Consider the following 26,797-nt stretch of genomic DNA (forward strand, 5'->3'; position numbering starts at 1 on the left):
GTTATTAGCCCTGGGCGACCAAGGCGTCGACAGGTTCAATAGTATCGTGTCGCACGACGGCACCGAACTGCTGGACCATCTGCTGGATGAACGGATCGCCGTGGATCGACTCCTCCGCCTCGCGCTGACGGTTGGCCCGGCGACGGGACGCGGCCTGGGCCGGGGTTTCCTGCTCGGGCTTGATCAGCTCGATGGTCAGCGTCAGCGGGCGGCCATGGAACTGGTTCAACGCATCGTTGAGACGACGCTGTTGCGTGGCATTGAACAGTGCGCTGTGCGCCGGGTCGAGGTGCATCAGCCAATGGTCGCCATCGACACCGATCAACGTGCAGTTGGCGGCGATGCTGCCGGTCATGCCGGAAATCGGCAGTTTCGGGAACAACTCCAGCCATTGCAATGCGAGGCCGGTGGCGGGTGCGGCAGCCGGTTCCGGCTCAGGTTCCGGCGCAGGCTCGGCGGCGTGTTCGCTGGCCAGTTCGTCGAGGTAGCTGTAGGCCGAGTCGATGTCCGGCTCGATGTAATCCTCGTCCAGCGGCGGCTCGTCGTCCATGTCCATGCCCGGTGTGGCGGCATCGACTTCGGCGACCGACGGCTCGGGAATCGGCGCGGCAGCCCACTCGGGGGCGTCCGGGACGACGCTGTCCGGGGTCGGCAACGGCATCGGCGGCAACTCGGGTTGCTCAGCGGCGGTTTCCAGCATTGGCTCGACGGCAGGCTGCTGGGCAGGCTCGGGCTCGGCTTCTGGCTCAGGCTCAGGCTCAACCGGGTCATTCCATGGCAGGTCGACGACTGCTTCGGCGACGACGGGCGCAGGTTCCGGTTCTGGCTGCGAAACCGGAGCAACCGGAGCAACCGGAGCAACCGGAGCAGGCTCAGGCACCGGGGCAGGAGCTGCCACTGGTGCAGGTGCTAGCGCAGGCGTTGGCGCAACAGCCGCAGCAACTACCGGCGCAGGTTTAGGCGCGGCAGCCACTGAGTTTGCGGAATCAACTGTGGCCTGGCTGATCCCCACTGGCTTTAGCGGTTGCCTCGGCGCGTCCGCAGTGTCGGCGGGCCGGAAGGCCAGCATTCGCAGCAGGACCATTTCGAAACCGCCGCGCGGATCCGGCGCCAGCGGCAAATCGCGGCGACCGATCAGGCCCATCTGGTAATAGAACTGCACGTCTTCGGCCGGCAAGGCCTGCGCCAAGGCCAGCACGCGATCGCGGTCGCCATGGCCGTTGTCGACACCTTCCGGCAGCGCCTGAGCGATGGCTACGCGGTGCAGCACGTTGAGAATTTCCGACAGCACGCCGTTCCAGTCCGGGCCTTGCTCGGCCAGGTGACGCACGCCTTCGAGCAGCGCCTTGGCGTCGCCTTCGATCAACGAATGCAGGACGTCATAGACCTGACCGTGATCGAGCGTGCCGAGCATCGCCCGCACGTCGGTGGCCAGCACCTTGCCTTCACCGAAGGCGATCGCCTGATCGGTCAGGCTCATGGCATCACGCATCGAACCGTCAGCGGCGCGACCGAGCAGCCACAGCGCATCGTCTTCGAACGGCACGTTTTCGGCGGTCAGTACGTGGGTCAGATGCTCGACCACACGCTCAGGCGTCATGTTCTTCAGCGAGAACTGCAGGCAGCGCGACAAAATCGTTGCCGGAAGTTTCTGCGGGTCAGTGGTCGCCAGGATGAATTTGACGTACGGCGGCGGCTCTTCGAGGGTTTTCAGCAGCGCATTGAAGGAATGGCTGGAAAGCATGTGCACTTCATCGATCAGGTAGACCTTGAAGCGCCCACGGCTCGGGGCGTACTGCACGTTGTCGAGCAGTTCGCGGGTGTCTTCGACCTTGGTCCGGCTCGCGGCGTCGATCTCGATCAGGTCGACGAAACGGCCCTCGTCGATTTCACGGCACACCGAGCACTCGCCGCACGGGCTGGAAGTGATACCTGTCTCACAGTTCAGGCATTTGGCAATGATCCGCGCAATCGTGGTTTTACCCACCCCGCGCGTACCGGTGAACAGGTACGCATGGTGCAGCCGCTGGCTGTCCAAGGCATTGATCAGAGCCTTGAGCACATGGGTCTGGCCGACCATTTCGCGGAACGAGCGCGGACGCCATTTACGTGCAAGAACCTGATAACTCATCGAAAACCGTCGCAACGAAGGAAGCTGAAGCGGCTAATGCTAGCGGAGCAGGGGCAAAATTGCATCCGGTGTCCTCGTCTAATATGGCTAAGCTGCATGAGCAGAGGCTTTTATCGGCTCAGGATCGGGAATTACCGGAGCGTTTATGCGTTGGGCCTTGGGGGCACTGCTGGGAATCAGCCTGAGCGTGACGGCAGCGGAACCGCCGTTGCGCTTCGCCATGCCCGACAGCTGGGCGATGCCCATGGTGCAATTCGAACGCGGCCGCCCGACCCAGGGCATCCTCTACGACCTCATGCTCAGCCTGGCCACCCAGGTTGGTGTGCCGGCGGAGTTTCACGTCCTGCCGCGTGCACGGGTACAAAGTGCCATGGAGCACGGCGAGATCGACGTGCGCTGCTATGCCGCGCAATCTTGGCTGCCGAATCAGTCGGGGGATTACATCTGGAGTCTGCCGCTGTTGTTCCAGCGAGATCTGTTGATCAGCCGCAAGGATCAACCTGCCAACGTCGATCCTTCCAGCTTGCCCCGCCAATCCATCGGCACCGTGCTTGGCTACATCTACCCTACCCTGCAGCCGTTGTTCGATGCCGATCGCTTGCACCGCGAAGATGCGCGCAATCAGGAGCAGGTATTGGAGAAGTTGCTGGCCGGGCGTTATCGCTATGCGGTGAGCAATCAGTGGACGCTGGACTGGTTTAATCAGCGACTGACGTCGGATAAGCAATTGCAAGCGGTGGCGGTGTTGCAAGAGCAGAAGGTCGGTTGCTACGTGAGGAATGACCCGAAGGTGCCGGTGCAGCGGATCTTGCGCACGTTGTTGCGGATGAAGATGTCGGGGGAGATTGATGAGATTATCCGGCTGTATACCGGGTCCTCTGAAGCCACCCCATAACCCCTGTGGGAGCGGGCTTGCTCGCGAATACGGTGTCTCAGTCAACTCATCACTGGCAGGTCTGACGCCTTCGCGAGCAAGCCCGCTCCCACAGTTGATCCAGGGCGCTGGCCAAATCGCAGACACAAAAAAACCGCAGTGGGCGAAACCCATGCAGTTCTGGTTGAAGCGTTCGATTGTTCGTTAAGGTGGTAACCCCACCAGCCACACCCCGGCACACAATGTTCCCGCTGTGGCTGCTGCCTTCCGGCTCTGACCAGGTTCACGGGTAATCGTTGCGGGGGGACCGATGGGGTCACCATAACGACGCTTGCCTGTCGGCGAGCCGCGCCATTGTACCTATCTGAGATGAAGTTACAACCGTTGGTTGCAGATTAAAAATATGAATCGCTTCAAGGACATAAAGATCGCAGCTTGCGGCAGCTCCTACAAAGATTCGCGTTCACCTGTAGGAGCTGCCGAAGGCTCGGGCCGCGATCGGACGATCTTTTGACCTTATAGCGCCAAAACCTCATCCGCCTTGCCGCCCGCCTGCTGGATCACCAGATGAATGAAGTGCAGTTTGGCGATCGCCGGCGCCGGCAGCACGAACGGGTAGAAATCCGGTTGGCCCATGCTGCGGGACAATTCATTGAGCATCCCGGCCAGTTCGATCCACGCGTTGACGAACGACAGGAACGCCTCGCCACCGGGATGCTCCGGCTCATACAGCGTGCTAGGCGGAAACGGCTGGTAGTCGAAATCCATTTCCCGTGCGCTCATGCCAAAGCCCAGCGCGGTGTCCACAGCGTCCATCATGTGCAGGTAATGCGCCCAGGTTTCCGCCCAGTCTTCCCACGGGTGCATGGTTGCGTAGGCGCTGACGTAGTGCTGCGGCCAGTCGAGTGGCGCGCCTTGCAGGTAGTGACGATCGAGCGCCTCGGCGTAACTGGCACGCTCGTCGCCGAACAGCTGGCGAAACGAGTCGAGCCATGGGCCGTTGGCGATCAGTCGATCCCAGTAATAGTGGCCGACCTCATGGCGAAAATGTCCGAGCAGCGTGCGATACGGCTCGTGCATCTGCGCCCTCACCTGCTCGCGGTGGGCGTCGTCGGCTTCCTTGATGTCGAGGGTGATCAAGCCGTTGGCGTGGCCGGTCATCGGCGCATTGCCTTCGAGGTCGACGCCGATGAAATCGAAGGCCAGGCCGGTGTCTTCATCCACGGTTTTCGGAATGACTTGCAAGCCGAGGGTGATCAACTGCGCGACAAGACGACGCTTGGCGATTTCGACCTTGCGCCAGCGCTCGGGGTTATCCGGGTCGGACAGGTCGGGAATGGTGCGATTGAGGCTGCAGGCGACGCACAAGGCATCGTCAACGTTGGCCGGCAGCAACCAGTTGCACGCGGCCGGGGTGTCGAGATTGGCGCAGCGGCGAAACAGGCCTGCGTCGGGATCAGCATCCAGTGTCCAGGTGCCGTTCTGTGCGCCGGGCGACAGCGACGTGATGCGGCTTTCCTCCGGCTGGTAACCGAGCAAGGCATTGCAAGCCAGGCACTGGCTGTTGCGAAAGAACAGCGACTGGCCGCAACGGCACGGCCAGACTTTGCTGTTGCGTGAGGATTCGCCCATGAACGGCGCGATGATGCGGGAACTGAGCTGCTCGAAAAAGCGGTGCATGGCGATCTCTCCCTGGGGCTTGCCAAGACTAGATCATTCCCATGACAACATCGTTCCCACCCATAACAGTGCAACCAGGTGATTGCACCATTGTGGCGAGGGGATTTATCCCCGTTGGGTTGCGAAGCGACCCCAAATCCATACAACGCGGTTAGTCAGATGTACCGCGCTGTACGGTTTTGCGACGACTGCGTCGCCGAACGGGGATAAATCCCCTCGCCACAGGGTTTTGTGTCAGACCTGAAGGCTATGAGCTTTGTGTCAGACCTGAAGACTATGGGCTTTGTGTCAGACCTGAAGGCCATGGGCTTTTTGTGTCAGACCTGAAGGCCATGGGCTTTGTGTCAGACCTGCAGGCCATGGGCTTTGTGTCAGACCTGAAGGCCGTGGGTTTTGAGGAAGGCGATGAAGGTTTCTTCGTCCATCACTTTCACACCCAGCTCATTGGCTTTGGTCAGTTTGGAACCGGCACCGGGACCGGCAACGACGCAATGAGTTTTCGCCGAGACCGAACCAGCGACTTTAGCGCCCAGACTTTCCAAGTGATCCTTGGCCACGTCCCGGCTCATCAACTCGACCTTGCCGGTCAGCACCCAAGTCTCGCCAGACAACGGCAAGCCTTCGATCACCTTCTTCTCGCTCTGCCAGTGCATGCCGAAATCGCGCAGTTGTTTCTCGGATTCTTCAGCCAGTTGCCGATGCTCAGGCAAAGCAAAAAACTCGCGAACCGAATTCGCCTGCTTCTCTGGCAACGCCTGACGCATGTCCAGCCAGTCGGCATTCATCACCGCTTCCAGTGAGCCGAACTTGTCCGCCAGTTTCTGCGCGCCACCAGGGCCGACCGAAGGAATGTGCAGCTTGTCGAGGAAGCCACCCAGCGTGGTGCTGGCGGCAAACTCGGCGCCCAACTCACCCTGATCCTGAATTTGCAAACCATGCCCCAGCAGCTCGGTAATCACCTGCTGGTTATGCGCATCTTCAAAGAAGCTGTGAATCTCGTGCGCCACTTCCAGACCGACATCCGGCAGATACGTCAGCACTTGCGGCAACGCCTGCTGCACCCGCTCCAGCGAACCCAGCGAGCGCGCCAGCACTTTGGCCGTCTCCTCGCCGACATCAGGAATACCCAGTGCATAAATGAAACGCGCGAGGCTCGGCTTCTTGCTGTCCTCGATGGCCGCCAGCAGCTTGTTGCTGGAGACTTCGGCAAAACCTTCGAGGTCGACGATGTCGTCGAACTTAAGCGCGTACAGGTCGGCCGGCGAACTGACCAGACCTTCATCGACCAACTGCTCGACGCTCTTGTCGCCCAAGCCTTCGATGTCCATCGCGCGGCGCGAGACGAAGTGAATGATCGCCTGCTTCAATTGCGCGCCACAGGCCAGACGCCCGACGCAGCGATACACCGCGCCTTCGCTGACGGTTTCCTTGCCCTTGCTGCGCTTGACCAGTTGCGTGCGTTCGACGTGCGAACCGCACACCGGGCAGCTCTCGGGGATCGCCACCGGACGGGCGTTTTCCGGACGACGCTCGGTGACCACTTGCACCACTTGCGGGATCACATCACCGGCGCGGCGGATGATCACGGTGTCGCCGATCATCAGGCCCAGACGCGCGACTTCGTCCATGTTGTGCAACGTGGCGTTGGCGACGGTAACGCCAGCCACCTTGACCGGTTTCAGGCGCGCGACCGGTGTAACCGCGCCAGTGCGACCGACCTGAAACTCGACGTCGAGCAGCTCGGTGAGTTCTTCCATCGCCGGGAATTTATGCGCGATCGCCCAACGCGGTTCGCGGGCGCGGAAGCCCAGTTCGCGCTGATCGGCAATGCTGTTGACCTTGAACACCACACCGTCGATTTCATACGTCAGCGAGTTACGGCGCGCGCCGATGTCGCGGTAGTAATCGAGGCATTCGTCGATGCCCTTGGCCAGCTTCAGCTCGTGACTGATCGGCATGCCCCACTGCTGCAACTGCTTGAGGTTGCCGATGTGGGTGTCGGCAATATCGTGCGAGACCTGACCGATGCCGTAGCAGCAGAATTCCAGCGGACGGTTGGCGGTGATCTTCGAATCGAGCTGACGCAAGCTGCCGGCGGCGGCGTTGCGCGGGTTGGCGAAGGTCTTGCCGCCGACTTCCAGTTGCGAGGCGTTGAGGCGCTCGAAACCGGCCTTGGACATGAACACTTCGCCGCGCACTTCCAGGGTCGCCGGCCAGCCTTCACCTTGCAGCTTCAGCGGAATGTTGCGCACGGTGCGCACGTTGACGCTGATGTCTTCACCGGTGGTGCCGTCGCCGCGTGTGGCGCCGCGCACCAGCACGCCGTCCTGATAGAGCAGGCTGACCGCCAGGCCATCGAGCTTCGGCTCGCAGCTGTATTCCACCGCTGCACCGCCGCCGAACAGATCGCCAGCGGGGATATCCAGACCTTCGGTGACGCGGCGATCGAACTCGCGCATGTCGGTTTCTTCGAAGGCGTTGCCGAGGCTGAGCATCGGCACTTCGTGACGCACCTGAGTGAACGCGGTGAGCGCCACGCTGCCGACGCGCTGGGTCGGCGAATCGCTGGTGATCAGTTCCGGGTTGGCCGCTTCCAGCGCCTTGAGCTCGTGGAACAACCGGTCGTACTCGGCGTCCGGAATGCTCGGCTCGTCGAGGACGTGGTAACGGTAGTTGTGCTGATCGAGTTCAGCGCGCAGCTCGAGAATGCGGTTTTTGGCGGCGGTCATGGGTGTTCTCTCATAAAGCAAAAGAGCAGCCGAGGCTGCTCCAGTTTCATCCTTAAAAGATCGCAGCCTCGTTGCACTCGCCAGCTCCTACAGGATCGCGATCCTTTGTAGGAGCTGCCGCAGGCTGCGATCTTTTGATCTGGCCTTAGCGCTTCTGGGTCAGGGCGCGGCGTTCGAATTCGACGATGCGCTGACGGTAGTGCTCAATCGTCTGCGCGGTCAAAACACTGCGCTGGTCATCTTTCAGTTCGCCATTGAGTTCCTGCGACAGCTTGCGGGCTGCAGCCACCATCACGTCGAAGGCTTGCTTCGGATGACGCGGGCCTGGCAGGCCGAGGAAGAAGCTCACCGCCGGGGTGCTGAAATGGTCGATGTCGTCCAGATCGAAGATGCCCGGCTTGACCGCATTGGCCATGGAGAACAGCACTTCACCGTTGCCGGCCATGCTTTCGTGGCGATGGAAAATATCCATCTCGCCGAAACGCAGACCGCTTTCGAGAATGTTCTGCAACAGCGCCGGGCCTTTGAAGCCGGCAGCGTCACGGCAGATCACGCTGATCACCAGAACTTCCTCGGCTTGCGGCTGATCTTTCTCGACCAGCGCCGGAGCAGGCTTGGTGTTTTCAACAAAATCGTCGTCACGGCTGCTGAAGCTCGGGCCGCCGTCCAGATCCAGGTCGAGGTTCAGGTCACCCTGAGCCGGGCCATTGCTGCCACGCTTGCCACGTTTCGAAGCGGATTCGCGAGGCTCGCGAGCTTCGCGGGCCGGCATGCTCACCGACGGCAGATCGTGTTCGTCCAGCTGTGGTTCTTTATGGTTGTCCAGAACGCGGGCCGGGCCCAACAGCTCAGCGCTGGTGTCCTCGTCCGGCAGGTTGGACAGACTTCGGTCAAGACGGAATTTCAGTTTTCCCTTGCCGCCGCGCATACGGCGCCAGCCATCGAAAAGAATACCGGCTATCACTATGATGCCGATGACGATCAGCCACTCGCGCAGACCGATTTCCATGTAATCCCGTGCCTCTATAAAAAATGCTGAAAAATAAGGGGTTTACACTGTGCAAACCGCTTTAAAACGTGGCGCCAACTCTATGTTCTGACAGGCGTTTTGCCCACGTATACGAAAAATTGACATTAAACTAGCACGACCAAAGACAACTTTACACCGTCTGTCTCATTGGCTTGCGCGAATATGTCGATTGGCCAGCAAGTCGAACGCGGTAAAAAAGTCCTACAACACCAAATTACCTTTCCGACACCACGCTGGCTCAGGCGTCCACCATCGCCATCGCCTCCTCGACATCCACGGCTACCAGTCGCGAACAACCCGGTTCATGCATCGTCACCCCCATCAACTGCTCGGCCATTTCCATGGCGATCTTGTTGTGGGTGATATAGATGAACTGCACGGTCTGCGACATCTCTTTGACCAAGCGTGCGTAGCGTCCAACGTTAGCGTCATCCAGTGGCGCGTCAACTTCATCGAGCATGCAGAACGGCGCCGGGTTCAACTTGAAGATGGCAAAAACCAATGCCAGCGCGGTCAGGGCTTTTTCCCCGCCGGAGAGCAAATGGATGGTGCTGTTCTTCTTCCCTGGCGGCTGCGCCATGATCGTTACCCCTGTATCGAGTAGATCTTCGCCCGTCAGTTCCAAATACGCCCGTCCACCACCGAAAACTTTTGGAAAAAGTGCCTGTAAACCGCCATTGATCTGATCAAAGGTATCTTTGAAGCGGTTACGGGTTTCCTTGTCGATCTTGCGAATGACGTTCTCAAGGGTCTCCAGCGCTTCGACCAGATCGGCATCCTGCGCATCCAGATAACGCTTGCGCTCGGACTGTTGCGTGTATTCGTCGATAGCCGCGAGGTTGATCGCGCCCAAGCGCTGAATCCGCGCATTGATGCGTTCGAGTTCTTCTTCGGCTTCGCGTTCACTGGCTTGCGCAGTTAATGTCGCGAGCACGCCGTTGAGATCGTAGCCGTCTTCCAGCAATTGATCCTGCAAGGCCTTGCGGCGCACGGTCAGGGCTTGCCATTCCATGCGTTGCTGTTCGAGCTGGCCGCGAATCAATTGCGATTGCTGTTCGGCCTGGGTCCGGCGTTTTTCTGCATCACGCAGCTCGCGATCAGCGTCTTCGAGAGCGATCTGTGCGGTCTTGAGCTCCTCGTCGACGGTCATGCGCTTGTCGAGCAGCTCTTCGAGTTTCAGGCGCAGTTCTTCCAGCGGCGCCTCGCCCTCTTCCAGATTCAGGCTCAACTGTTCGCGTTTTTCAGTCAGGCGCTCGGACTGCATTTCCAGACGCTCCAACGCCTGACGCGTAGAGTCATGCTGCGCACGCAGAGAGCCGAGACGCACGGCCAATTGATGCGCGTGATCCTTGTGCTGCCGCGCTTCCTGACGCACGCGATCAAGGCGTTCGCGCAGGCTGTCGCGCTGGGCCAGCAGCAACTCGCGCTGCTCGGTGTCGAGCGCCATGGCATCCAGCGCTTCCTGCAAGTGCATGCGCGCTTCGCCGACTTGTTCGTGCTCAAGCTCGCGCTGTTCACCAAGCTCGACCAGCTCTTCATCGAGACGCGTGCGGCGCAAGGTCAGCTGTTCGGCCTTGGCTTTGCCGGCCGACAACTGCGCTTTCAATTCACCTTGCTGACGCGCTTCGTCTTGCAGCAATCGGCGCAAATGTTCGCGACCGTTTTCCTGCTGACGCTGTTGCGCACGCAGAGTTTGCAGACGGGTTTCCATGGCCTCGACCGTGGCTTCTTTCTCTTCGCGTTCGAGGTGCAGCGCTTCGATTTCCTGGCCACGGGCCAGCATGCCGCTTTCCGCTTCGCTGGCACGTCGTACGCGTAAAAAGTGCCGACCGACCCAATAACCGTCACGACTGATCAGGCTCTCACCGGCGCTCAACTGCCCGCGCAAGGCCAAGGCCTGCTCAAGGCTGTCGACCGGTTTGACCTGACCGAGCCACGGCGACAGATCGATCTGCGCATCAACCTTGTCCAGCAAGCTGCCCGCCACCCGCACGCCATCGCTGGCCGGGCTGAGCAGACGCAGATCGCCCTGAGTAAAACCTGATAAATCAAAGCCGCTGAAGTCGTCGACCAACACCGCCTGCAGATCAGCGCCGAGCACGGTTTCCACCGCCAGTTCCCAACCGGCCTCAACCTTCAAACCTTCGGCCAGACGCGGACGCTCGGCGAGGTTGTGCTCCTTCAGCCACTCGGCGGTGCCGGTGCCCGGATCAAGCGCCGCTTGCTGCAGAGCTTCAAGGGACGCCAGGCGACCATTGAGGCGCTGCAAATCACCCTGTGCCTGTTGCTGCGCGGTCAGTGCTTGCTGCAATTCCTGGCGCAGTTGTTCAAGTTTTTCGACCTGCGCTTCTTCACTGGTCTGCAAATCTTCGAGAGTCGCTTCGGACTCGGCGAGCTGCTCGTTGAGCTGCAGGATCGCCGCGTCTTCCGGGTCGGCCGAGAGCAACGCGCGCTCTTCGCCAAGACGCTTTTGCCGATCAGCGAGACGCTCCATGCTGGTTTCCAGCTGCTGGATGCGCGACTGCTGCACTTCGGCCTGACGACGCGGTTCGGCGGCGGTCAGGTTGAACGCATCCCACTGCTCCTGCCAGCCGTGCATGACCGATTCGGAATCTTCCAGCGCGGCAGCGGCCTCTTCGGCGGCGGCGCTGGTGACTTCCTGCTCGGGCACGAGCATGTCCAGCTCTTCACCGAGAGTCAGCAGCAATGTGCGGTCGTGGCCCAAGTGCGACTCGGTTTCCAGACGGGCGCGCTCGGCTTCTTTCAGATCGTCCTGCAACTGTCGCAGACGTTGCTGGCCGTGCTGGATGCTCTGCTCGACCCGGGCGATGTCGCCGCCGACCGAATAGAAGCGCCCCTGCACCAGATTGAAGCGCTCGGACAGGTCATGGTGACCGTCGCGCAGACGCTCAATGGCCGCGTCAGCATTACGCTGCTCGGCGACCAAAGCTTCGAAACTGATTTCCTGTGTGCCGATGATCGACTCGCGCTGACCGACCTGATCGTTGAGATCCTGCCAGCGCAGCGCCGACAGTTGCGCCTTGAGCTGGCGTTCTTCGGCTTTGAATTCCTGATACTTCTTCGCCGCTTCGGCCTGGCGGTGCAGGCGTTCGAGCTGACGTTCCAGCTCGTCGCGCAGGTCGGTCAGACGCGCGAGGTTTTCGTGGGTGCGACGGATACGGTTTTCAGTCTCGCGCCGGCGCTCCTTGTATTTGGAGATGCCGGCGGCTTCTTCGATGAAGTTACGCAGGTCTTCCGGCTTGGATTCGATCAGCTTGGAGATCATCCCCTGCTCGATGATCGAATAGCTGCGCGGGCCGAGGCCGGTGCCGAGGAAGATATCGGTGATGTCGCGACGCCGGCATTTGGTGCCGTTGAGGTAATACGTGGTCTGGCTGTCGCGGGTGACTTTGCGGCGAATCGAAATCTCCGCGTACGCCGCGTACTCGCCCAGCAGCGTGCCGTCGGAGTTGTCGAAGACCAGCTCAATGCTCGCCTGACTCACCGGTTTGCGGCTGGTCGAACCGTTGAAGATGACGTCGGTCATCGACTCGCCACGGAGGTTCTTCGCCGAACTTTCGCCCATCACCCAGCGTACGGCGTCGATGATGTTCGACTTGCCGCAACCGTTCGGCCCGACGACCGCCGCCATGTTACTGGGGAAGTTCACCGTGGTCGGGTCGACGAAGGATTTGAATCCCGCCAGTTTGATGCACTTGAGCCGCACGCTCAGGCAACCGTCAGCGCGGAGACCACCAGATCGCAACTGCGCTGGGCGTACGCCGTCAGCACGATGCGGATCTGCGGCAAATCACGGGCAAGCACGGCGGCCAGCAAGCGTTCGAACAGTTCGAGGAACTCGCTCATTGAAGCCTTGCGCTGTTCGAGGGCGAGGAAATACGCGCGGCTCATCGCCGGTTGCATGTTCTCGACCGTTTCTTGCAGGTACGGGTTATTGGCGAACGGATAGGCGGCGCGCATCACGCTGAAGCTGTCGTCGACGAAGCTGCGGATGTCCTGACGCTCGAAGCTGGCGGTCAGGCGCTGCTGGATCTGCACGAACGGCGCCATGTCCGACTGTACTTGCCAGCCATTGGCGACCGAGTTGCCGAGCAGGATGTACAGCTCGCTCATCAGCGTGCACAGGCTCTGCACCTTGTGCGGCGTCAGCTCGGTGACGTGCGCGCCACGCCGCGGCAGGATCGCGATCAGGTGGCGGCGTTCGAGGATCAGCAAGGCTTCGCGGACCGAGCCGCGGCTGACATTCAGTGCCAGCGTGACCTTCTGTTCCTGGATGCGCTCTCCCGGCTTCATTTCGCCACGAATGATGCGTTCGGCGAGGTGGTGAGCAATTTGCTCGGCGAGGCTGTCCGGCGCCTTGAACGTCATGGTTGTCCTTCAAACTCTATCGATCTGCACAAGCGGCGCAGTGTAGCGCAAATGCACGCTCATGGCGGAGTGCCCACGCAGCGGTTTTTGGCACGATTCCCGCAGTTTTCTTTAGAAAACCAAACAAAAAACCGGGGCGACCGATGAGGGTCAATACTGAATAGACACGTTGTTGATCGACGAAATGGATTTTCCTGACCTTTAAGTCAGAAAACCATTGACCGAAAAGTCAGACCTGCTAAATTCGGCTCAAGTCGGTTAACAACAATAATGAGTCTGCGAGGCCTTCCGTGATCCAGTTTTTACTTAACCAGGAACTCCGTAGCGAGCACGCCCTGGACCCGAATCTGACTGTGCTCAATTACCTGCGTGAACACGTCGGTAAATCGGGCACCAAAGAAGGTTGCGCCAGCGGCGACTGCGGCGCCTGCACCGTAGTGGTCGGCGAGTTGCAGACGGATGACGATGGCCGCGAACATATTCGCTATCGCAGCCTCAACTCGTGCCTGACCTTTGTGTCGTCGCTGCACGGCAAGCAATTGATCAGTGTCGAGGATCTCAAGCACCAAGGCGAACTGCACAGCGTGCAGAAAGCCATGGTCGAGTGCCACGGTTCGCAGTGCGGTTTCTGCACCCCCGGTTTCGTCATGTCGCTGTTCGCTCTGCAAAAGAACAGCGATGCACCGGATCACGCCAAGGCCCACGAAGCGCTGGCCGGCAACCTCTGCCGCTGCACCGGCTACCGGCCGATTCTGGCGGCTGCCGAGCAATCCTGCTGTGGCAAGCAACCGGATCAGTTCGATGCCCGCGAAGCAGACACCATTGCTCGTCTGAAAGCCATCGCTCCGACCGATATCGGCGAACTCAACAGCGGCGACAAGCGCTGCCTGGTGCCGCTGACCGTCGCTGATCTGGCCGATCTCTATGACGCCTATCCACAAGCTCGCCTGCTGGCTGGCGGTACCGATCTGGCGCTGGAAGTCACTCAATTCCACCGCACCTTGCCGGTGATGATCTACGTCGGCAACGTCGCCGAAATGAAGCGCATCGACACCTTCGGTGACCGCATCGAAATCGGCGCCGCCACCGCCCTCTCCGACTGCTACGAAGCGTTGAACGCCGAGTACCCGGACTTCGGCGAACTGCTGCACCGCTTCGCCTCCCTGCAAATCCGCAACCAGGGCACCCTCGGCGGCAACATCGGCAACGCCTCGCCGATCGGTGACTCGCCACCGCTGCTGATCGCCCTCGGCGCACAGGTTGTGCTGTGCAAAGGCGAAACCCGCCGCACCTTGAACCTCGACGATTACTTCATCGATTACAAAGTCACTGCCCGTCAGGAAAGTGAATTCATCGAGAAGATCATCGTGCCGCGCGCCACGGCTGAACAGTTGTTCCGCGCCTACAAAGTCTCCAAGCGTCTGGACGATGACATCTCTGCCGTCTGCGCCGCGTTCAACCTGCGCGTCGAAAACGGCGTGATCACCGATGCACGCATGGCCTTCGGTGGCATGGCCGCGATCCCGAAACGCGCCGCTCACTGTGAAGCCGTGTTGATCGGTGCGCCGTTCAACAATGCCGTGGTCGAACGCGCCTGCGCCGCACTGGCGGAAGATTTCATCCCGCTCTCGGACTTCCGCGCCAGCAAGGAATATCGCCTGCTCAGCGCGCAGAACCTGCTGCGCAAATACTTCATCGAACTGCAAACACCGCACATCGAGACTCGGGTGACCGCTTATGTCTAACCATCACGGCGTAGAAAAAACCCAAGCCGAACTGGCTGAACTGTTCGCCCAGGACCTGACTTCCGGTGTCGGCCGCAGCGTCAAGCACGACAGCGCCGCCAAGCACGTGTCCGGTGAAGCGCAGTACATCGATGATCGCCTGGAATTTCCGAATCAGCTGCACCTGTATGCACGCATGTCGGACCGCGCCCACGCGAAAATCATCAGCATCGACACCTCGCCGTGCTACGCCTTCGAAGGCGTGCGCATCGCCATCACCCACGAAGACGTGCCGGGCTTGAAAGACATCGGCCCGTTGATGCCGGGCGACCCGCTGCTGGCCATCGATGACGTGCAATTCGTCGGTCAACCGGTGCTCGCCGTCGCGGCGAAAGATCTGGAAACCGCGCGCAAAGCGGCGATGGCCGCGATCATCGAATACGAAGATCTCGAACCGGTGCTCGACGTGGTCGAAGCCCTGCGCAAACGCCACTTCGTGCTCGACAGCCACACCCACCAGCGCGGCGATTCGGTCTCCGCACTGGCGACAGCTGAACATCGCATCCAGGGCACGCTGCACATCGGCGGTCAGGAACACTTCTATCTGGAGACGCAAATCTCTTCGGTGATGCCGACTGAAGACGGCGGCATGATTGTCTACTGCTCGACGCAGAACCCGACTGAAGTGCAGAAACTGGTCGCCGAAGTGCTCGACGTATCGATGAACAAAATCGTCGTCGACATGCGCCGCATGGGCGGTGGTTTCGGCGGCAAGGAAACCCAGGCCGCCAGCCCGGCGTGCCTGTGCGCGGTGGTTGCGCACCTTACCGGGCAGCCAACCAAGATGCGCCTGCCGCGCGTCGAAGACATGCTGATGACCGGCAAGCGTCACCCGTTCTACGTCGAATACGACGTCGGCTTCGACAGCACCGGGCGCCTGCACGGGATCAACATGGATCTGGCCGGCAACTGCGGCTGCTCGCCGGACTTGTCCGCCTCCATCGTTGACCGGGCGATGTTCCACTCCGACAACTCTTATTACCTCGGCGACGCGACCATCAACGGTCATCGCTGCAAAACCAACACTGCATCGAACACCGCGTACCGTGGTTTCGGTGGCCCGCAAGGCATGGTCGCGATCGAAGAAGTGATGGACGCAATTGCCCGTCACCTGCAACTCGATCCGCTGGTGGTGCGCAAGGCCAACTACTACGGCAAGACCGAGCGCAACGTCACCCATTACTACCAGACCGTCGAGCACAACATGCTCGAGGAAATGACCGCTGAACTGGAAGAAAGCAGCCAGTATCACGAACGCCGCGAAGCGATCCGTCGCTACAACGCGAACAGCCCGATCCTGAAAAAAGGCTTGGCGCTGACCCCGGTGAAATTCGGTATTTCCTTCACCGCGAGCTTCTTGAACCAGGCTGGCGCGTTGATCCATATTTACACCGACGGCAGCATCCACCTGAACCACGGCGGCACCGAAATGGGCCAGGGTTTGAACACCAAAGTCGCGCAGGTCGTGGCTGAAGTGTTCCAGGTGGAAATCGATCGCGTGCAGATCACTGCGACCAACACCGACAAGGTGCCAAACACCTCGCCGACCGCGGCGTCCAGCGGCGCTGACCTGAACGGTAAAGCGGCGCAGAACGCGGCGGAAATCATCAAGAAACGCTTGATCGAATTCGCTGCGCGGCACTTCAAAGTCACTGAAGAAGATGTTGAATTCCACAACGGCCACGTGCGTGTTCGCGATCACATCCTGACCTTTGAAGCGCTGATCCAGCAGGCGTATTTCAACCAGGTGTCGCTGTCGAGCACCGGCTTCTACAAAACCCCGAAAATCTACTACGACCGCAGCCAGGCGCGTGGCCGTCCGTTCTACTACTTCGCCTTTGGCGCGGCGTGCTGCGAAGTGATCGTCGACACCCTGACCGGCGAATACAAGATGCTGCGTACCGACATCCTGCACGACGTCGGCGCCTCGCTGAACCCGTCCATCGACATCGGTCAGGTCGAGGGTGGCTTCATCCAGGGCATGGGCTGGCTGACCATGGAAGAGCTGGTCTGGAACAACAAAGGCAAGCTGATGACCAACGGCCCGGCCAGCTACAAGATCCCGGCCGTGGCGGACATGCCGCTCGACCTGCGGGTGAAACTGGTGGAAAACCGCAAGAACCCGGAAGACACGGTGTTCCATTCCAAGGCTGTCGGTGAGCCGCCGTTCATGCTCGGGATTGCGTCGTGGTGTGCGATCAAGGATGCGGTGGCGAGCCTCGGTGACTACAAGCATCAGCCGCAGATCGATGCGCCGGCGACACCGGAGCGGGTGTTGTGGGGTTGCGAGCAGATGCGGCAGTTGAAAGCGGTGAAGGCTGTCGAAGCTGAAACCGAGGTTGTTTGATGATCGTTCCCACCCTCTGCGTGGGAATGCAGCCCGCGACGCTCTGCGTCGCATCCTGAACAGCGGACGCGGAGCGTCCAGTGATGCATTCCCACGCAGAGCGTGGGAACGATCTGAGAGGTGTGTATGTACAACTGGATCGACGCCCTCGCTGACCTGCAGAACCAGGGCGAACCCTGCGTTCTGGTGACGATCATCGAAGAACTCGGCTCGACGCCACGCAACGCCGGCTCGAAAATGGTCATCAGCGCCAACCAGAGTTTCGACACCATCGGTGGCGGGCATCTGGAATACAAAGCCATGCAGATCGCCCGCGAAATGCTCGCCAGCGGTAAGCAGGACACCCATCTGGAGCGCTTCAGCCTCGGCGCCAGCCTTGGCCAGTGCTGCGGCGGCGCCACCGTGTTGCTGTTCGAACCGATGGGCCAGGTGCAGGCGCAAATCGCCGTGTTCGGTGCCGGCCACGTCGGCCGCGCTTTGGTGCCATTGCTCGCCAGCCTGCCCTGCCGGGTGCGCTGGATCGATTCGCGCGATGCCGAATTCCCCGAACACATCCCCCACGGCGTGCGTAAAATCGTTTCCGAAGAGCCTGTGGATGAAATCGATGACCTGCCCGCTGGCAGTTATTGCATCGTCATGACCCACAACCATCAGCTCGACCTTGAACTCACTGCCGCGATTCTCAAGCGCAACGACTTCGCCTACTTCGGCCTGATCGGTTCGAAGACCAAACGTGCGAAGTTCGAACACCGCCTGCGTGATCGCGGTTTCGACAGCGGCGTCGTGCAACGCATGCGCTGCCCGATGGGCATCGGCGAAGTCAAAGGCAAACTGCCTGTGGAAATCGCCATCTCCATCGCTGGCGAAATCATCGCCACCTATAACGCCAACTTCGGCCAGCAGACTGCCAGCGCCGAACCGATTGCCAAACTGCTGCCGGTTTCGCGGCGCAATCAGGCCGCCAAACTCAAAGCCTCAAACTGATTAGAGAACCCTCATGCCTCTGACTCGTAAAGCCTACCGCGCCGCCATCCTGCACAGCATCGCCGACCCCGCCGAAGTCGGGATCGAAGCCTCCTACGAATATTTCGAGGATGGCCTGCTGGTGGTCGATGGCGGCAAGATCAGCGCCCTTGGCCACGCCAGTGATTTGCTGCCGACACTGCCGGCGGATATCGAAATCGAGCACTACAAGGACGCGCTGATCACCCCGGGCTTCATCGACACCCATATTCACTTGCCGCAAACCGGCATGGTCGGTGCCTACGGTGAGCAACTGCTCGACTGGTTGAACACCTACACCTTCCCTTGCGAAAGCCAGTTCGGCGACAAGGCCCACGCTGACGACGTTGCGGACATATTCATCAAGGAACTGCTGCGCAACGGCACCACCACCGCGCTGGTGTTCGGCAGCGTGCACCCGCAGTCGGTGAACTCGTTTTTCGAAAAGGCCGAGAAGCTCGATCTGCGGATGATCGCCGGCAAGGTAATGATGGACCGCAACGCGCCGGATTATCTGACCGATACCGCTGAATCGAGCTACGTCGAGAGCAAAGCGCTGATCGAGCGTTGGCATGGCAAGGGTCGTCTGCACTATGCGGTGACTCCGCGCTTCGCACCGACCAGCACCCCGGAACAACTGACCCTTGCCGGGCAACTGCTCACCGAATACCCGGATCTGTACATGCAGACCCACATCAGCGAGAACCTCAAGGAAATCGAATGGGTCAAGGAACTGTTCCCGGAGCGCAAGGGCTACCTCGACGTTTACGACCACTACAAATTGCTCGGCGAGCGCTCGGTGTTCGCTCACGGCGTACACCTGTGCGACGACGAATGCGCGCGTCTGGCGGAAACCGGTTCGGCGATCTCGTTCTGCCCGACCTCGAACTTCTTCCTCGGTAGCGGCTTGTTCAACTTGCCGATGGCCGAGAAGCACAAACTCAATGTCGGCCTCGGCACTGACGTTGGTGGCGGCACCAGCTTTTCGCTGCTGCAGACGCTGAACGAAGCGTACAAAGTGATGCAACTGCAAGGTGCGCGACTGAGTCCGTTCAAGTCGCTGTACCTGGCGACCCTCGGTGGCGCACGAGCGCTGCGTCTGGAAGACAAGATCGGCAACCTGCAACCCGGTTCCGACGCCGACTTCCTGGTGCTCGATTACAACGCTACGCCGCTGCTGAGCTACCGCTTGAAGCAGACCAATAACATTGCCGAAACGTTGTTTGTGTTGATGACGCTGGGGGATGACCGCACGGTGCAGCAGACGTACGCGGCGGGGGCATTGGTGCATCAGCGCTGAGTTTTCCCCACCCCATGATCATTCCCACGCTCTGCGTGGGAATGCAGCCCGTGACGCTCCGCGTCGCTGGACGCGGAGCGTCCCTAGAGGCGTTCCCACGCAAAGCGTGGGAACGATCAAAGGCATAAAAAATCCCCCGGAGGTATTCACCCCCCCGAGGGATTTTTATTGCCTGTCAGGACGCCATCGCGAGCAGGCTCACTCCTACGGTTGATCTTTGTTGCTCACACATTATGTGGTCACTGAAGATCCACTGTAGGAGTGAGCCTGCTCGCGAAGGGGTCGACTCGGTATCCCTTAGAGCTTGGCCGCAGAACGCCCTGGCTTCTTGGTCTGCAACAAATGCGAGAACACCGCATGCAAATCATCCGACGCGCCTTCCTCGTCGAGGTTGAGCTTGCTGTCGATGTGATCCATGTGGTGCATCATCAAATCCACTGCCAGCTCGCCGTTGCGCGCTTCGATCGCGTCGATCAATTGCGTGTGTTCGTCATACGAGCAGTGCGAACGGTTGCCGCTTTCATACTGGGCAATGATCAGCGAGGTCTGCGAGACCAGGCTGCGCTGGAAGCTCACCAGCGGCGCGTTTTTCGCCGCTTCGGCGAGTTTCAGGTGAAATTCACCCGACAGGCGAATGCCGGCGCCGCGATCACCACGGGAGAAGCTGTCGCGTTCGTCGTTGACCATCTGGCGCAGTTCGGCGATCTGTTCGGCGGTGGCATGCAGCACGGCCAATTCAGTGATCGCACGTTCGACCAGACGGCGCGCCATGAACACCTGACGGGCTTCTTCAACGCTCGGGCTGGCAACGACGGCGCCACGGTTCGGCCGCAACAGCACGACGCCTTCATGGGCCAGACGCGACAGCGCGCGGCGAATGATGGTGCGGCTGACCCCGAAGATTTCCCCCAGCGCTTCTTCGCTCAATTTTGTGCCGGGCGCCAGACGCTGTTCGAGGATGGCCTCGAAGATATGCGCGTAGACAATATCGTCCTGGGTTCCGCTGCGGCCGGCTTTGCCTGCTCGCGGTTGTTTCTTGAGGGGTTGCAACTGTTCGTTCATGGGCACTCGAGTCGGGAGAACTGCGGCGAATAGACCGTGACTGTAATACGGCACAGTAGGTCGCTGGCAAGTATCGCGTAAAAAACACCGCGATTGTACACAATGGATGGTGGCAACACGACTGTATGGCTGTTTGTGACCTCGGCTGTATTGCAACGATCCGTTACGATTGAGTTTAGGCTTGATCGCAGAATCCGCCGCCCGCCTCATGCAGGAGCTGCCGAAGGCTGCGATCTTTTGATTTTGTTTTTTAGAAGCAAGATCAAAAGATCGCAGCCTGCGGCAGCTCCTACAGGGGAATATCATCTGTAGAAGGAACACCGTTGTCATGAACGACGCCACGCACACTCAACTGCGCCCGCTGGCCGACACGTCGCCGTCGGCCATCGTCGCCGGGTTCATCGCGATGATGACCGGTTACACCAGCTCGCTGGTGCTGATGTTCCAGGCCGGGCAAGCGGCGGGCCTGACCAGCGGGCAGATATCCTCGTGGATCTGGGCGATTTCGATTGGCATGGCGGTGTGTTCGATCGGCCTGTCGCTGCGCTATCGCACGCCAATCACCATCGCCTGGTCGACACCCGGCGCAGCACTGCTGATCACCAGTCTGGGCGGTGTCAGTTATGGCGAGGCCATCGGCGCCTACATCACTTGCGCCGTGCTGGTGACGATTTGCGGCCTGACCGGCAGCTTCGAGCGGCTGGTGAAAAAGATCCCGGCGTCACTGGCGGCGGCATTGCTGGCGGGGATTCTGTTCAAGATCGGCAGCGAAATCTTCGTCGCCGCGCAACACCGCACCGCGCTGGTGCTGGGGATGTTCTTCACTTATTTAGTGGTCAAGCGCCTATCGCCGCGCTATGCGGTGCTCGCCGCGCTGCTGATCGGCACGGCATTGTCGGGCTTCATGGGGTTGCTGGATTTCAGCGGTTTTCATCTGGAAGTGGCAACACCGGTGTGGACGACGCCGCACTTTTCGCTGGCGGCGACCATCAGCATCGGCATTCCATTGTTTGTGGTGGCGATGACCTCGCAGAACATGCCCGGCATCGCCGTTTTGCGCGCCGATGGCTACACCGTACCGGCCTCGCCCTTGATCACCACCACCGGCATCGCCTCGCTGTTGCTGGCGCCGTTCGGCTCCCACGGCATCAACCTCGCGGCGATCAGCGCAGCGATCTGCACCGGGCCGCACGCCCATGAAGATCGCAACAAGCGCTACACCGCTGCAGTCTGGTGCGGGATTTTCTACGGAATTGCCGGGGTGTTTGGCGCGACATTGGCGGCGTTGTTCGCGGCATTGCCGAAGGAACTGGTGCTGTCGATTGCGGCGTTGGCGCTGTTTGGCTCGATCATCAATGGTTTGAGCATTGCCATGAGCGAGGTGAAGGAGCGTGAGGCGGCGCTGATTACCTTTATGGTCACGGCGTCGGGGCTGACGCTGTTTTCCATCGGATCGGCGTTCTGGGGGATTGTCGCGGGGGTGTTGACGCTGGTGATTTTGAATTGGCGTAAGGCTTAAGGTCAAAAGCCCCTCACCCTAACCCTCTCCCCGGGGGAGAGGGGACTGACCGAGGTGCTTGGAAGAAATACGCCGACGTGGGATACCGAGTCGAACTCAGGTATTGAACAGCTCGCAAATCGGCTCCCTCTCCTCCGGGAGAGGGCTGGGGTGAGGGGCAGACTCACCACAAATCCCAAACCGAACACCCAAACACCCAAACACCAGACGAAAAAAAACGGCGACCCCAAGGCCGCCGTTTTTTCAGTATCACTTAGCCGCGTTGATCGGCTTTTCCGGATACCAAACGTCCAGCAACGGGCTGACTTCATACTTGGTCAGCTCGGAGCGGGTTTTCAGCCAGGCTTCAACGGCAGCACGCTGCTCTTCGTTGACCGAGCCACGCTTCTGCAGGCAAACCAGACCGAAGTCGTCGCCGCCAACATAACCCAGACCGTTGGCTTCCATGGCTTCTTTGATGAATGCTTCGAGGAAAGCGTCAATGGCTTCTTCGGACAAGTCTTCTTTGAAGTCCAGGTTCAGTTCGAAACCCAGCTCTTGAAATTCATCAACGCACAGTTTTTTGCGCAGACGCTGGGAACGGTTAGTCGCCATTGGAACAATCCTCTTAAGTAAATACGGCGGGCACTTTACCAGTTTAAGCCGTCGATTGCCCGCCTCTGTAGACACAGCGGCTGACCGCCTGTAAAAAAATCAGCGAATCGCCACCCCGAGGACGGCACAATCGGTTACACCTTGGGGCATAATGCCGACACTTTCGTGACCACTGAGGACCTTTTCATCCATGTCCTCGTCTTTTTCCCCTCGGCTGTAGGGTTTTATTTCATATGATCAAATCGTTGCGTCCACTGTTTCTCGCCGGCCTTCTTCTGCCTCTGGCCCTGCCTGTTTCTGCTGCCACCATCAATACTTCCCTGACCCCCAACGTCGAAAAGGCCCTCAAGGCGAGCAAGTTGCAGCCCACCGCCCTGTCGCTGGTAATGGTGCCGCTCGACGGCCCGGGCACGCCGACCGTGTTCAACGCCGACGTGTCGGTCAACCCGGCATCGACGATGAAACTGGTCACCACCTACGCGGCGCTGGAAATGCTCGGCCCCAACCATCAGTGGAAGACCGAGTTCTACACCGACGGTGATCTCAACGGCGGCATCCTCAACGGCAACCTCTACCTCAAGGGTGGCGGCGATCCGAAGCTGAACATGGAAAAACTCTGGCTGCTGATGCGCGACCTGCGCGCCAACGGCGTCACTCAGGTCACCGGTGACCTGATCCTCGACCGCAATTTCTTCGTGCAACCGGTGTTGCCGGAATTCAACGATGACGGCAACGACGAGAACAAGCCGTTTCTGGTCAAACCCGACTCGCTGCTGGTCAACCTCAAGGCCCTGCGCTTTGTTGCCCGCAACGACAATGGCCGGGTGCTGATCTCGGTTGAACCGCCGATTGCCACCGTACGCATCGAGAACACCGTCAAGGCACTGAACTCCAAGCAGTGCACCGGCGGCGTGCGCTACAACCCGGTGCCGCAAGCGGACGGCAGCGTCACCGTGACCGTTGCCGGCCAGTTGGGTGAGGGCTGCAGCTCGCAGACTTACCTGTCGCTGCTTGACCACGCGACCTACACCGCCGGCGCCGTGCGCGCGATCTGGAAAGAACTGGGTGGCAGCATCCAGGGCAAGGATCGTCTGGCTGCGACCCCGGGCAACGCCAAACTGCTCGCGCGCGCCTACTCGCCGGACCTGGCGGAAATCATCCGCGACATCAACAAATACAGCAACAACACCATGGCCCAGCAGCTGTTCCTGAGCCTTGGGCAGAAATTCCGCAACGACGCCGACGGTGACGACGCCAAGGCCGGGCAACGCGTGGTTCGGCAGTGGCTGGCGAAGAAAGGCATCACCGCGCCGCACCTGGTAATGGAGAACGGCTCCGGTTTGTCCCGCGCTGAACGCGTCAGCGCCCGTGAGATGGCGGCCATGCTGCAAGCCGCTTGGCACAGCCCGTATGCCGCCGAATACATCAGTTCGCTGCCGATCGCCGGCACCGACGGGACCATGCGTAAACGCCTGAAGACGACTGCCATGCGCGGCGAAGCTCACGTGAAGACCGGCACGCTCAACACTGTGCGGGCGATTGCCGGCTTCAGCCGTGATGTGAATGGCAATACCTGGGCGGTGGTAGCGATTCTGAACGACAAGGCACCGTTTGGGGCATCGTCGGTGCTCGATCAGGTGCTGCTGGACCTCTACAAGCAGCCGAAACTGGCGCAGACCGCTTCGGTCCTTTAACAGCAAAAGATCGCAGCCTTCGGCAGCTCCTACACATAACCCAGTAGGAGCTGCCGAAGGCTGCGATCCTTTGATCTTCTGTGGGAGCGAGCCTGCTCGCGAAGGCGTCAGGTCAGTCAATAAATGTGCTGACTGATACACCGCCTTCGCGAGCAGGCTCGCTCCCACATTGATTTAGTGGCAGGGTCTAACTCATCTGTTCGACGCGATCACGGCCGCGCTGCTTTGCCATATACACGCCCGAATCCGCGCGCAACAGCAACGCATCCGCACCCTCCCCCGGTCGCCAGCTGGCGATGCCGAAACTCGCCGTGATCACGCCGACCACATCCACCGGCGCACTGCGCAAGCCTTGCCACAACTCAACCGCCAGCGTGTGCGCATGCTCACCGTCGATGTCCGGGCAGAGCACCATGAACTCCTCGCCGCCCAACCGGCAGAACACATCGGTACGCCGCAGGCGATGACCGATGCGCTCGCACACCGCTTGCAGCACCCGATCACCGACGGCATGTCCGTACTGGTCGTTGATGCGTTTGAAGTGGTCAATGTCGAGCATGATCACCGACAGCTCGCCACCGCCGCGCTCAACCCGGGCCATTTCGGTGGTCAGGCGTTCCTGGAAATAACGCCGGTTGTGAATCCCGGTCAACGAGTCGGTCACCGACAGTGCGCGCAGTTCTTCTTCCACGCGTTTCAGGTCGGAAATGTCCGAAATATAACCGTGCCACAACACGCCGCCACCCGGCAGCTCTTCCGGCGTCGCCTCGCCACGCACCCAGCGCAGGCCGCGCGCGGGCAATTGCACACGGTATTCCTCGCGCCACGGGCTGAGGTTGTCTGCCGACGCGCGAATCGACGAGCGTACGCGCGTGGTGTCCTGCGGATGGATGCGGGTGAAGATCGCCTCGGCGTTGAACAGCAACACGTCCGGCTCCAGCTCGTAGATCTCGCGGATGCCATCACTGGCGTAGATCACGCTGAAACGCCCGTCGAATTCCATCTTGAACTGGTAGATGCCGCCGGGAACGTGCGCGCTGAGTTTCTTCAGCAGCACATCGCGCGCCGCCAGCACTTCGTGCACGCGCTTGCGCTCAGTGATATCGATGCAGATCGCCAGATGACCGACCCACAAACCTTGCTCATCCAGCACCGGCGTGGCCAGCATGTTCACCGGCAGATGGCTGCCATCGCTGCGCACCAGTGTCCATTCCCGCGCCTCGTGACCGCCGACTTCACCGCCCTCGACCAGCATCGCGTGGCAGGTCGGAATACTTTTGCCGTAGCGCGCACTCAACTCGGCAGCACGCGCCGTCAACTCGCGCGGCAGGTGCAGGTTTTCCAGGGTCATGTGCCCGACCACATCGACGCTGCGGTAGCCGAGCATTTGCTCGGCGCCGGGGTTGAAAGTGTTGATCACCCCGCGCAGATCGGTGGCGATGATTGCCACCTGCGTCGCCGCATTCAGCACGCCGCGCAGTTGCCCGTGGGTGCCGCGCAGCTCTTGTTCCCGCTCGTGCAATTCCTGCGTGCGCTGTTCGACCAGGCGCAAGGCGCGCTGACGCTGGCTGACCAGCACATACAGCAGCGCGCTGAGCAGCAAGCTGAGCAAACCACCGAGAATGATCACGCTGCCGACCGACGAATGGTTGGCCTGAATGAACGCATCGCTCGGCAGGATATCGACCTGATAGTCGTGATCGGCCATGCGCAGCAACCGCGTGGCGGACAGATCGCTCGGCGCCGGTTCATTGGTCGATTCGAACAACACCTCGTGCTGATCATTGGTCGACAGATCGAGAATGCGCACCGACAGGTAATCATGGAAGGCATCCGGCAAGCCGTCGGCCAACAGCTGACGCATGCTGATCACCGCCATCACGTAGCCGAACGCGCGCTGCTGAGCTTCGCGAGTGACCGGCGCCACCAACAGCACGCCACGCGCGTACGACGGCTCGATACTGACCAGATGCATCGGTTGCGACACCGCCAGACCGCCGAGCTTGTCGGCGCGTTGCAGGGTGTCACGGCGCAACGGCTGCGCCAGCAAGTCATATCCCAGCGGCGAGCCGAGGCGGCTTTGGGTCTGGCTGTACAACACCGGCACATATTCATCACGCAGCGCCGCCAGTTGCAGTTCACCCTGGGCATTCAGTTCGCGGATGGTGAAGGTGCTCAGGCCTTCATCGCGTACGCGCCGCTCAAACGCCGCGCGCTCGGCAGCACTGACCCGTAGCGCAAACGAATAGGCCTGGGTACGCAGTAATAAAGGTTGGGTATAGCCGTCGAATTCGGCGCGGGACACCGATTCGGAGTTGGCGAAGAAGCGGCGCAGGCCGTCGAGTCGCTGCTCTTGATCCTGAAAACGTTCTTCGATGCGGCTGTAACGCTCGTTGGCCAGCAGCTGAAAACGCTGCCGCAATTGTTGCTGAAACTGATTGAGCGTGCCCCAGGCGAGCAGCCCCGTGAGAATCCCGCCGGCGAGCAATACCAGCAGCGCGACCAGCCAGGCCGAGACTTCTTCGCTGATAAAACCCAGGATCTTTGGGCGCACGGGGTGCAACGACATAAGGGCAGCTCACTACGCCAGTGTTCCGGGGAAGCCCCATTGGCCATGAGTGAGTTATAGCTATTAGCCATTAATTTGGCTAGCACTGATCGG

Annotated in this window: 16 protein-coding genes and 1 other RNA gene; 7 read left to right on the forward strand and 10 right to left on the reverse strand. The window is 60.4% G+C overall.

Annotated elements, in window-relative coordinates:
• Positions 1-4: 4 nt before the first annotated feature.
• Positions 5-2,131 carry a DNA polymerase III subunit gamma/tau gene (gene dnaX, locus QOL84_RS09940; RefSeq protein WP_283437105.1) on the reverse strand — a complete coding sequence of 709 codons (2,127 nt, stop codon included), beginning with the start codon at positions 2,129-2,131 and terminating at the stop codon, positions 5-7.
• Positions 2,132-2,276: 145 nt separating this feature from the next.
• Here dnaX and QOL84_RS09945 point away from each other — a divergent pair, with 145 nt between their 5' ends.
• Positions 2,277-3,026, forward strand: coding sequence for a substrate-binding periplasmic protein (locus QOL84_RS09945; RefSeq protein ID WP_283437106.1), 750 nt, complete (start codon positions 2,277-2,279; stop codon positions 3,024-3,026).
• 195 nt (positions 3,027-3,221) lie between these two features.
• Here QOL84_RS09945 and ffs read toward each other — a convergent pair.
• From ffs to QOL84_RS09975, 6 genes are all read right to left on the reverse strand, one after another.
• Positions 3,222-3,318: signal recognition particle sRNA small type (ffs, locus tag QOL84_RS09950), an RNA gene on the reverse strand.
• 203 nt (positions 3,319-3,521) lie between these two features.
• Entirely contained in the window at positions 3,522-4,685 is a 1,164-nt protein-coding gene (locus tag QOL84_RS09955; RefSeq protein ID WP_283437107.1) for a zinc-binding metallopeptidase family protein, read from the reverse strand.
• Between the two features lie 371 nt (positions 4,686-5,056).
• The gene (gene ligA, locus QOL84_RS09960) at positions 5,057-7,414 is read right to left on the reverse strand and encodes an NAD-dependent DNA ligase LigA (protein WP_283437108.1); all 2,358 of its coding nucleotides are present in this window, start codon (positions 7,412-7,414) and stop codon (positions 5,057-5,059) included.
• Positions 7,415-7,559: 145 nt separating this feature from the next.
• The gene (gene zipA, locus QOL84_RS09965) at positions 7,560-8,423 is read right to left on the reverse strand and encodes a cell division protein ZipA (protein ID WP_129391495.1); all 864 of its coding nucleotides are present in this window, start codon (positions 8,421-8,423) and stop codon (positions 7,560-7,562) included.
• Positions 8,424-8,682: 259 nt separating this feature from the next.
• Positions 8,683-12,171 (reverse strand): chromosome segregation protein SMC, encoded by a 3,489-nt coding sequence (gene smc, locus QOL84_RS09970; protein ID WP_283437109.1) that lies wholly within the window; start codon positions 12,169-12,171, stop codon positions 8,683-8,685.
• Between the two features lie 2 nt (positions 12,172-12,173).
• Positions 12,174-12,833 (reverse strand): GntR family transcriptional regulator, encoded by a 660-nt coding sequence (locus QOL84_RS09975; RefSeq protein WP_283437110.1) that lies wholly within the window; start codon positions 12,831-12,833, stop codon positions 12,174-12,176.
• Between the two features lie 290 nt (positions 12,834-13,123).
• Here QOL84_RS09975 and xdhA point away from each other — a divergent pair, with 290 nt between their 5' ends.
• From xdhA to guaD, 4 genes are all read left to right on the forward strand, one after another.
• On the forward strand, positions 13,124-14,578 hold the full coding sequence (xdhA, locus tag QOL84_RS09980; protein ID WP_283437111.1) for a xanthine dehydrogenase small subunit: 1,455 nt from the start codon (positions 13,124-13,126) through the stop codon (positions 14,576-14,578).
• Complete coding sequence (xdhB, locus tag QOL84_RS09985; protein WP_283437112.1) at positions 14,571-16,964, forward strand: xanthine dehydrogenase molybdopterin binding subunit; 2,394 nt, start codon at positions 14,571-14,573, stop codon at positions 16,962-16,964. Before xdhA ends, xdhB begins: the two co-directional genes overlap by 8 nt.
• 126 nt (positions 16,965-17,090) lie before the next feature.
• Positions 17,091-17,948, forward strand: coding sequence for a xanthine dehydrogenase accessory protein XdhC (gene xdhC / locus QOL84_RS09990; protein WP_283437113.1), 858 nt, complete (start codon positions 17,091-17,093; stop codon positions 17,946-17,948).
• A gap of 13 nt (positions 17,949-17,961) precedes the next feature.
• Positions 17,962-19,266, forward strand: coding sequence for a guanine deaminase (guaD, locus tag QOL84_RS09995; RefSeq protein ID WP_283437114.1), 1,305 nt, complete (start codon positions 17,962-17,964; stop codon positions 19,264-19,266).
• Positions 19,267-19,563: 297 nt separating this feature from the next.
• On the opposite strand, the gene QOL84_RS10000 is transcribed toward guaD, so the two are convergent.
• Entirely contained in the window at positions 19,564-20,328 is a 765-nt protein-coding gene (locus QOL84_RS10000) for a GntR family transcriptional regulator (protein WP_283437115.1), read from the reverse strand.
• 328 nt (positions 20,329-20,656) lie between these two features.
• Here QOL84_RS10000 and QOL84_RS10005 point away from each other — a divergent pair, with 328 nt between their 5' ends.
• Complete coding sequence (locus QOL84_RS10005) at positions 20,657-21,847, forward strand: benzoate/H(+) symporter BenE family transporter (RefSeq protein ID WP_283437116.1); 1,191 nt, start codon at positions 20,657-20,659, stop codon at positions 21,845-21,847.
• A gap of 249 nt (positions 21,848-22,096) precedes the next feature.
• Here QOL84_RS10005 and QOL84_RS10010 read toward each other — a convergent pair whose 3' ends face one another.
• Entirely contained in the window at positions 22,097-22,441 is a 345-nt protein-coding gene (locus QOL84_RS10010) for a YggL family protein (protein WP_007916365.1), read from the reverse strand.
• Between the two features lie 233 nt (positions 22,442-22,674).
• On the opposite strand from QOL84_RS10010, the gene dacB reads away from it, so the two are divergent.
• Positions 22,675-24,135, forward strand: a complete 1,461-nt coding sequence (gene dacB, locus QOL84_RS10015; protein WP_283437117.1) for a D-alanyl-D-alanine carboxypeptidase/D-alanyl-D-alanine endopeptidase — start codon at positions 22,675-22,677, stop codon at positions 24,133-24,135.
• A 187-nt stretch (positions 24,136-24,322) separates the two neighbouring features.
• Here dacB and QOL84_RS10020 read toward each other — a convergent pair whose 3' ends face one another.
• A complete protein-coding gene (locus tag QOL84_RS10020) occupies positions 24,323-26,704 on the reverse strand; it encodes a sensor domain-containing diguanylate cyclase (RefSeq protein WP_283437118.1) in 2,382 nt (793 codons plus the stop codon).
• Positions 26,705-26,797 lie beyond the last annotated feature (93 nt).

It is taken from the genome of Pseudomonas helmanticensis, assembly GCF_900182985.1.
In the GTDB taxonomy this organism is placed as follows: domain Bacteria; phylum Pseudomonadota; class Gammaproteobacteria; order Pseudomonadales; family Pseudomonadaceae; genus Aquipseudomonas; species Aquipseudomonas helmanticensis.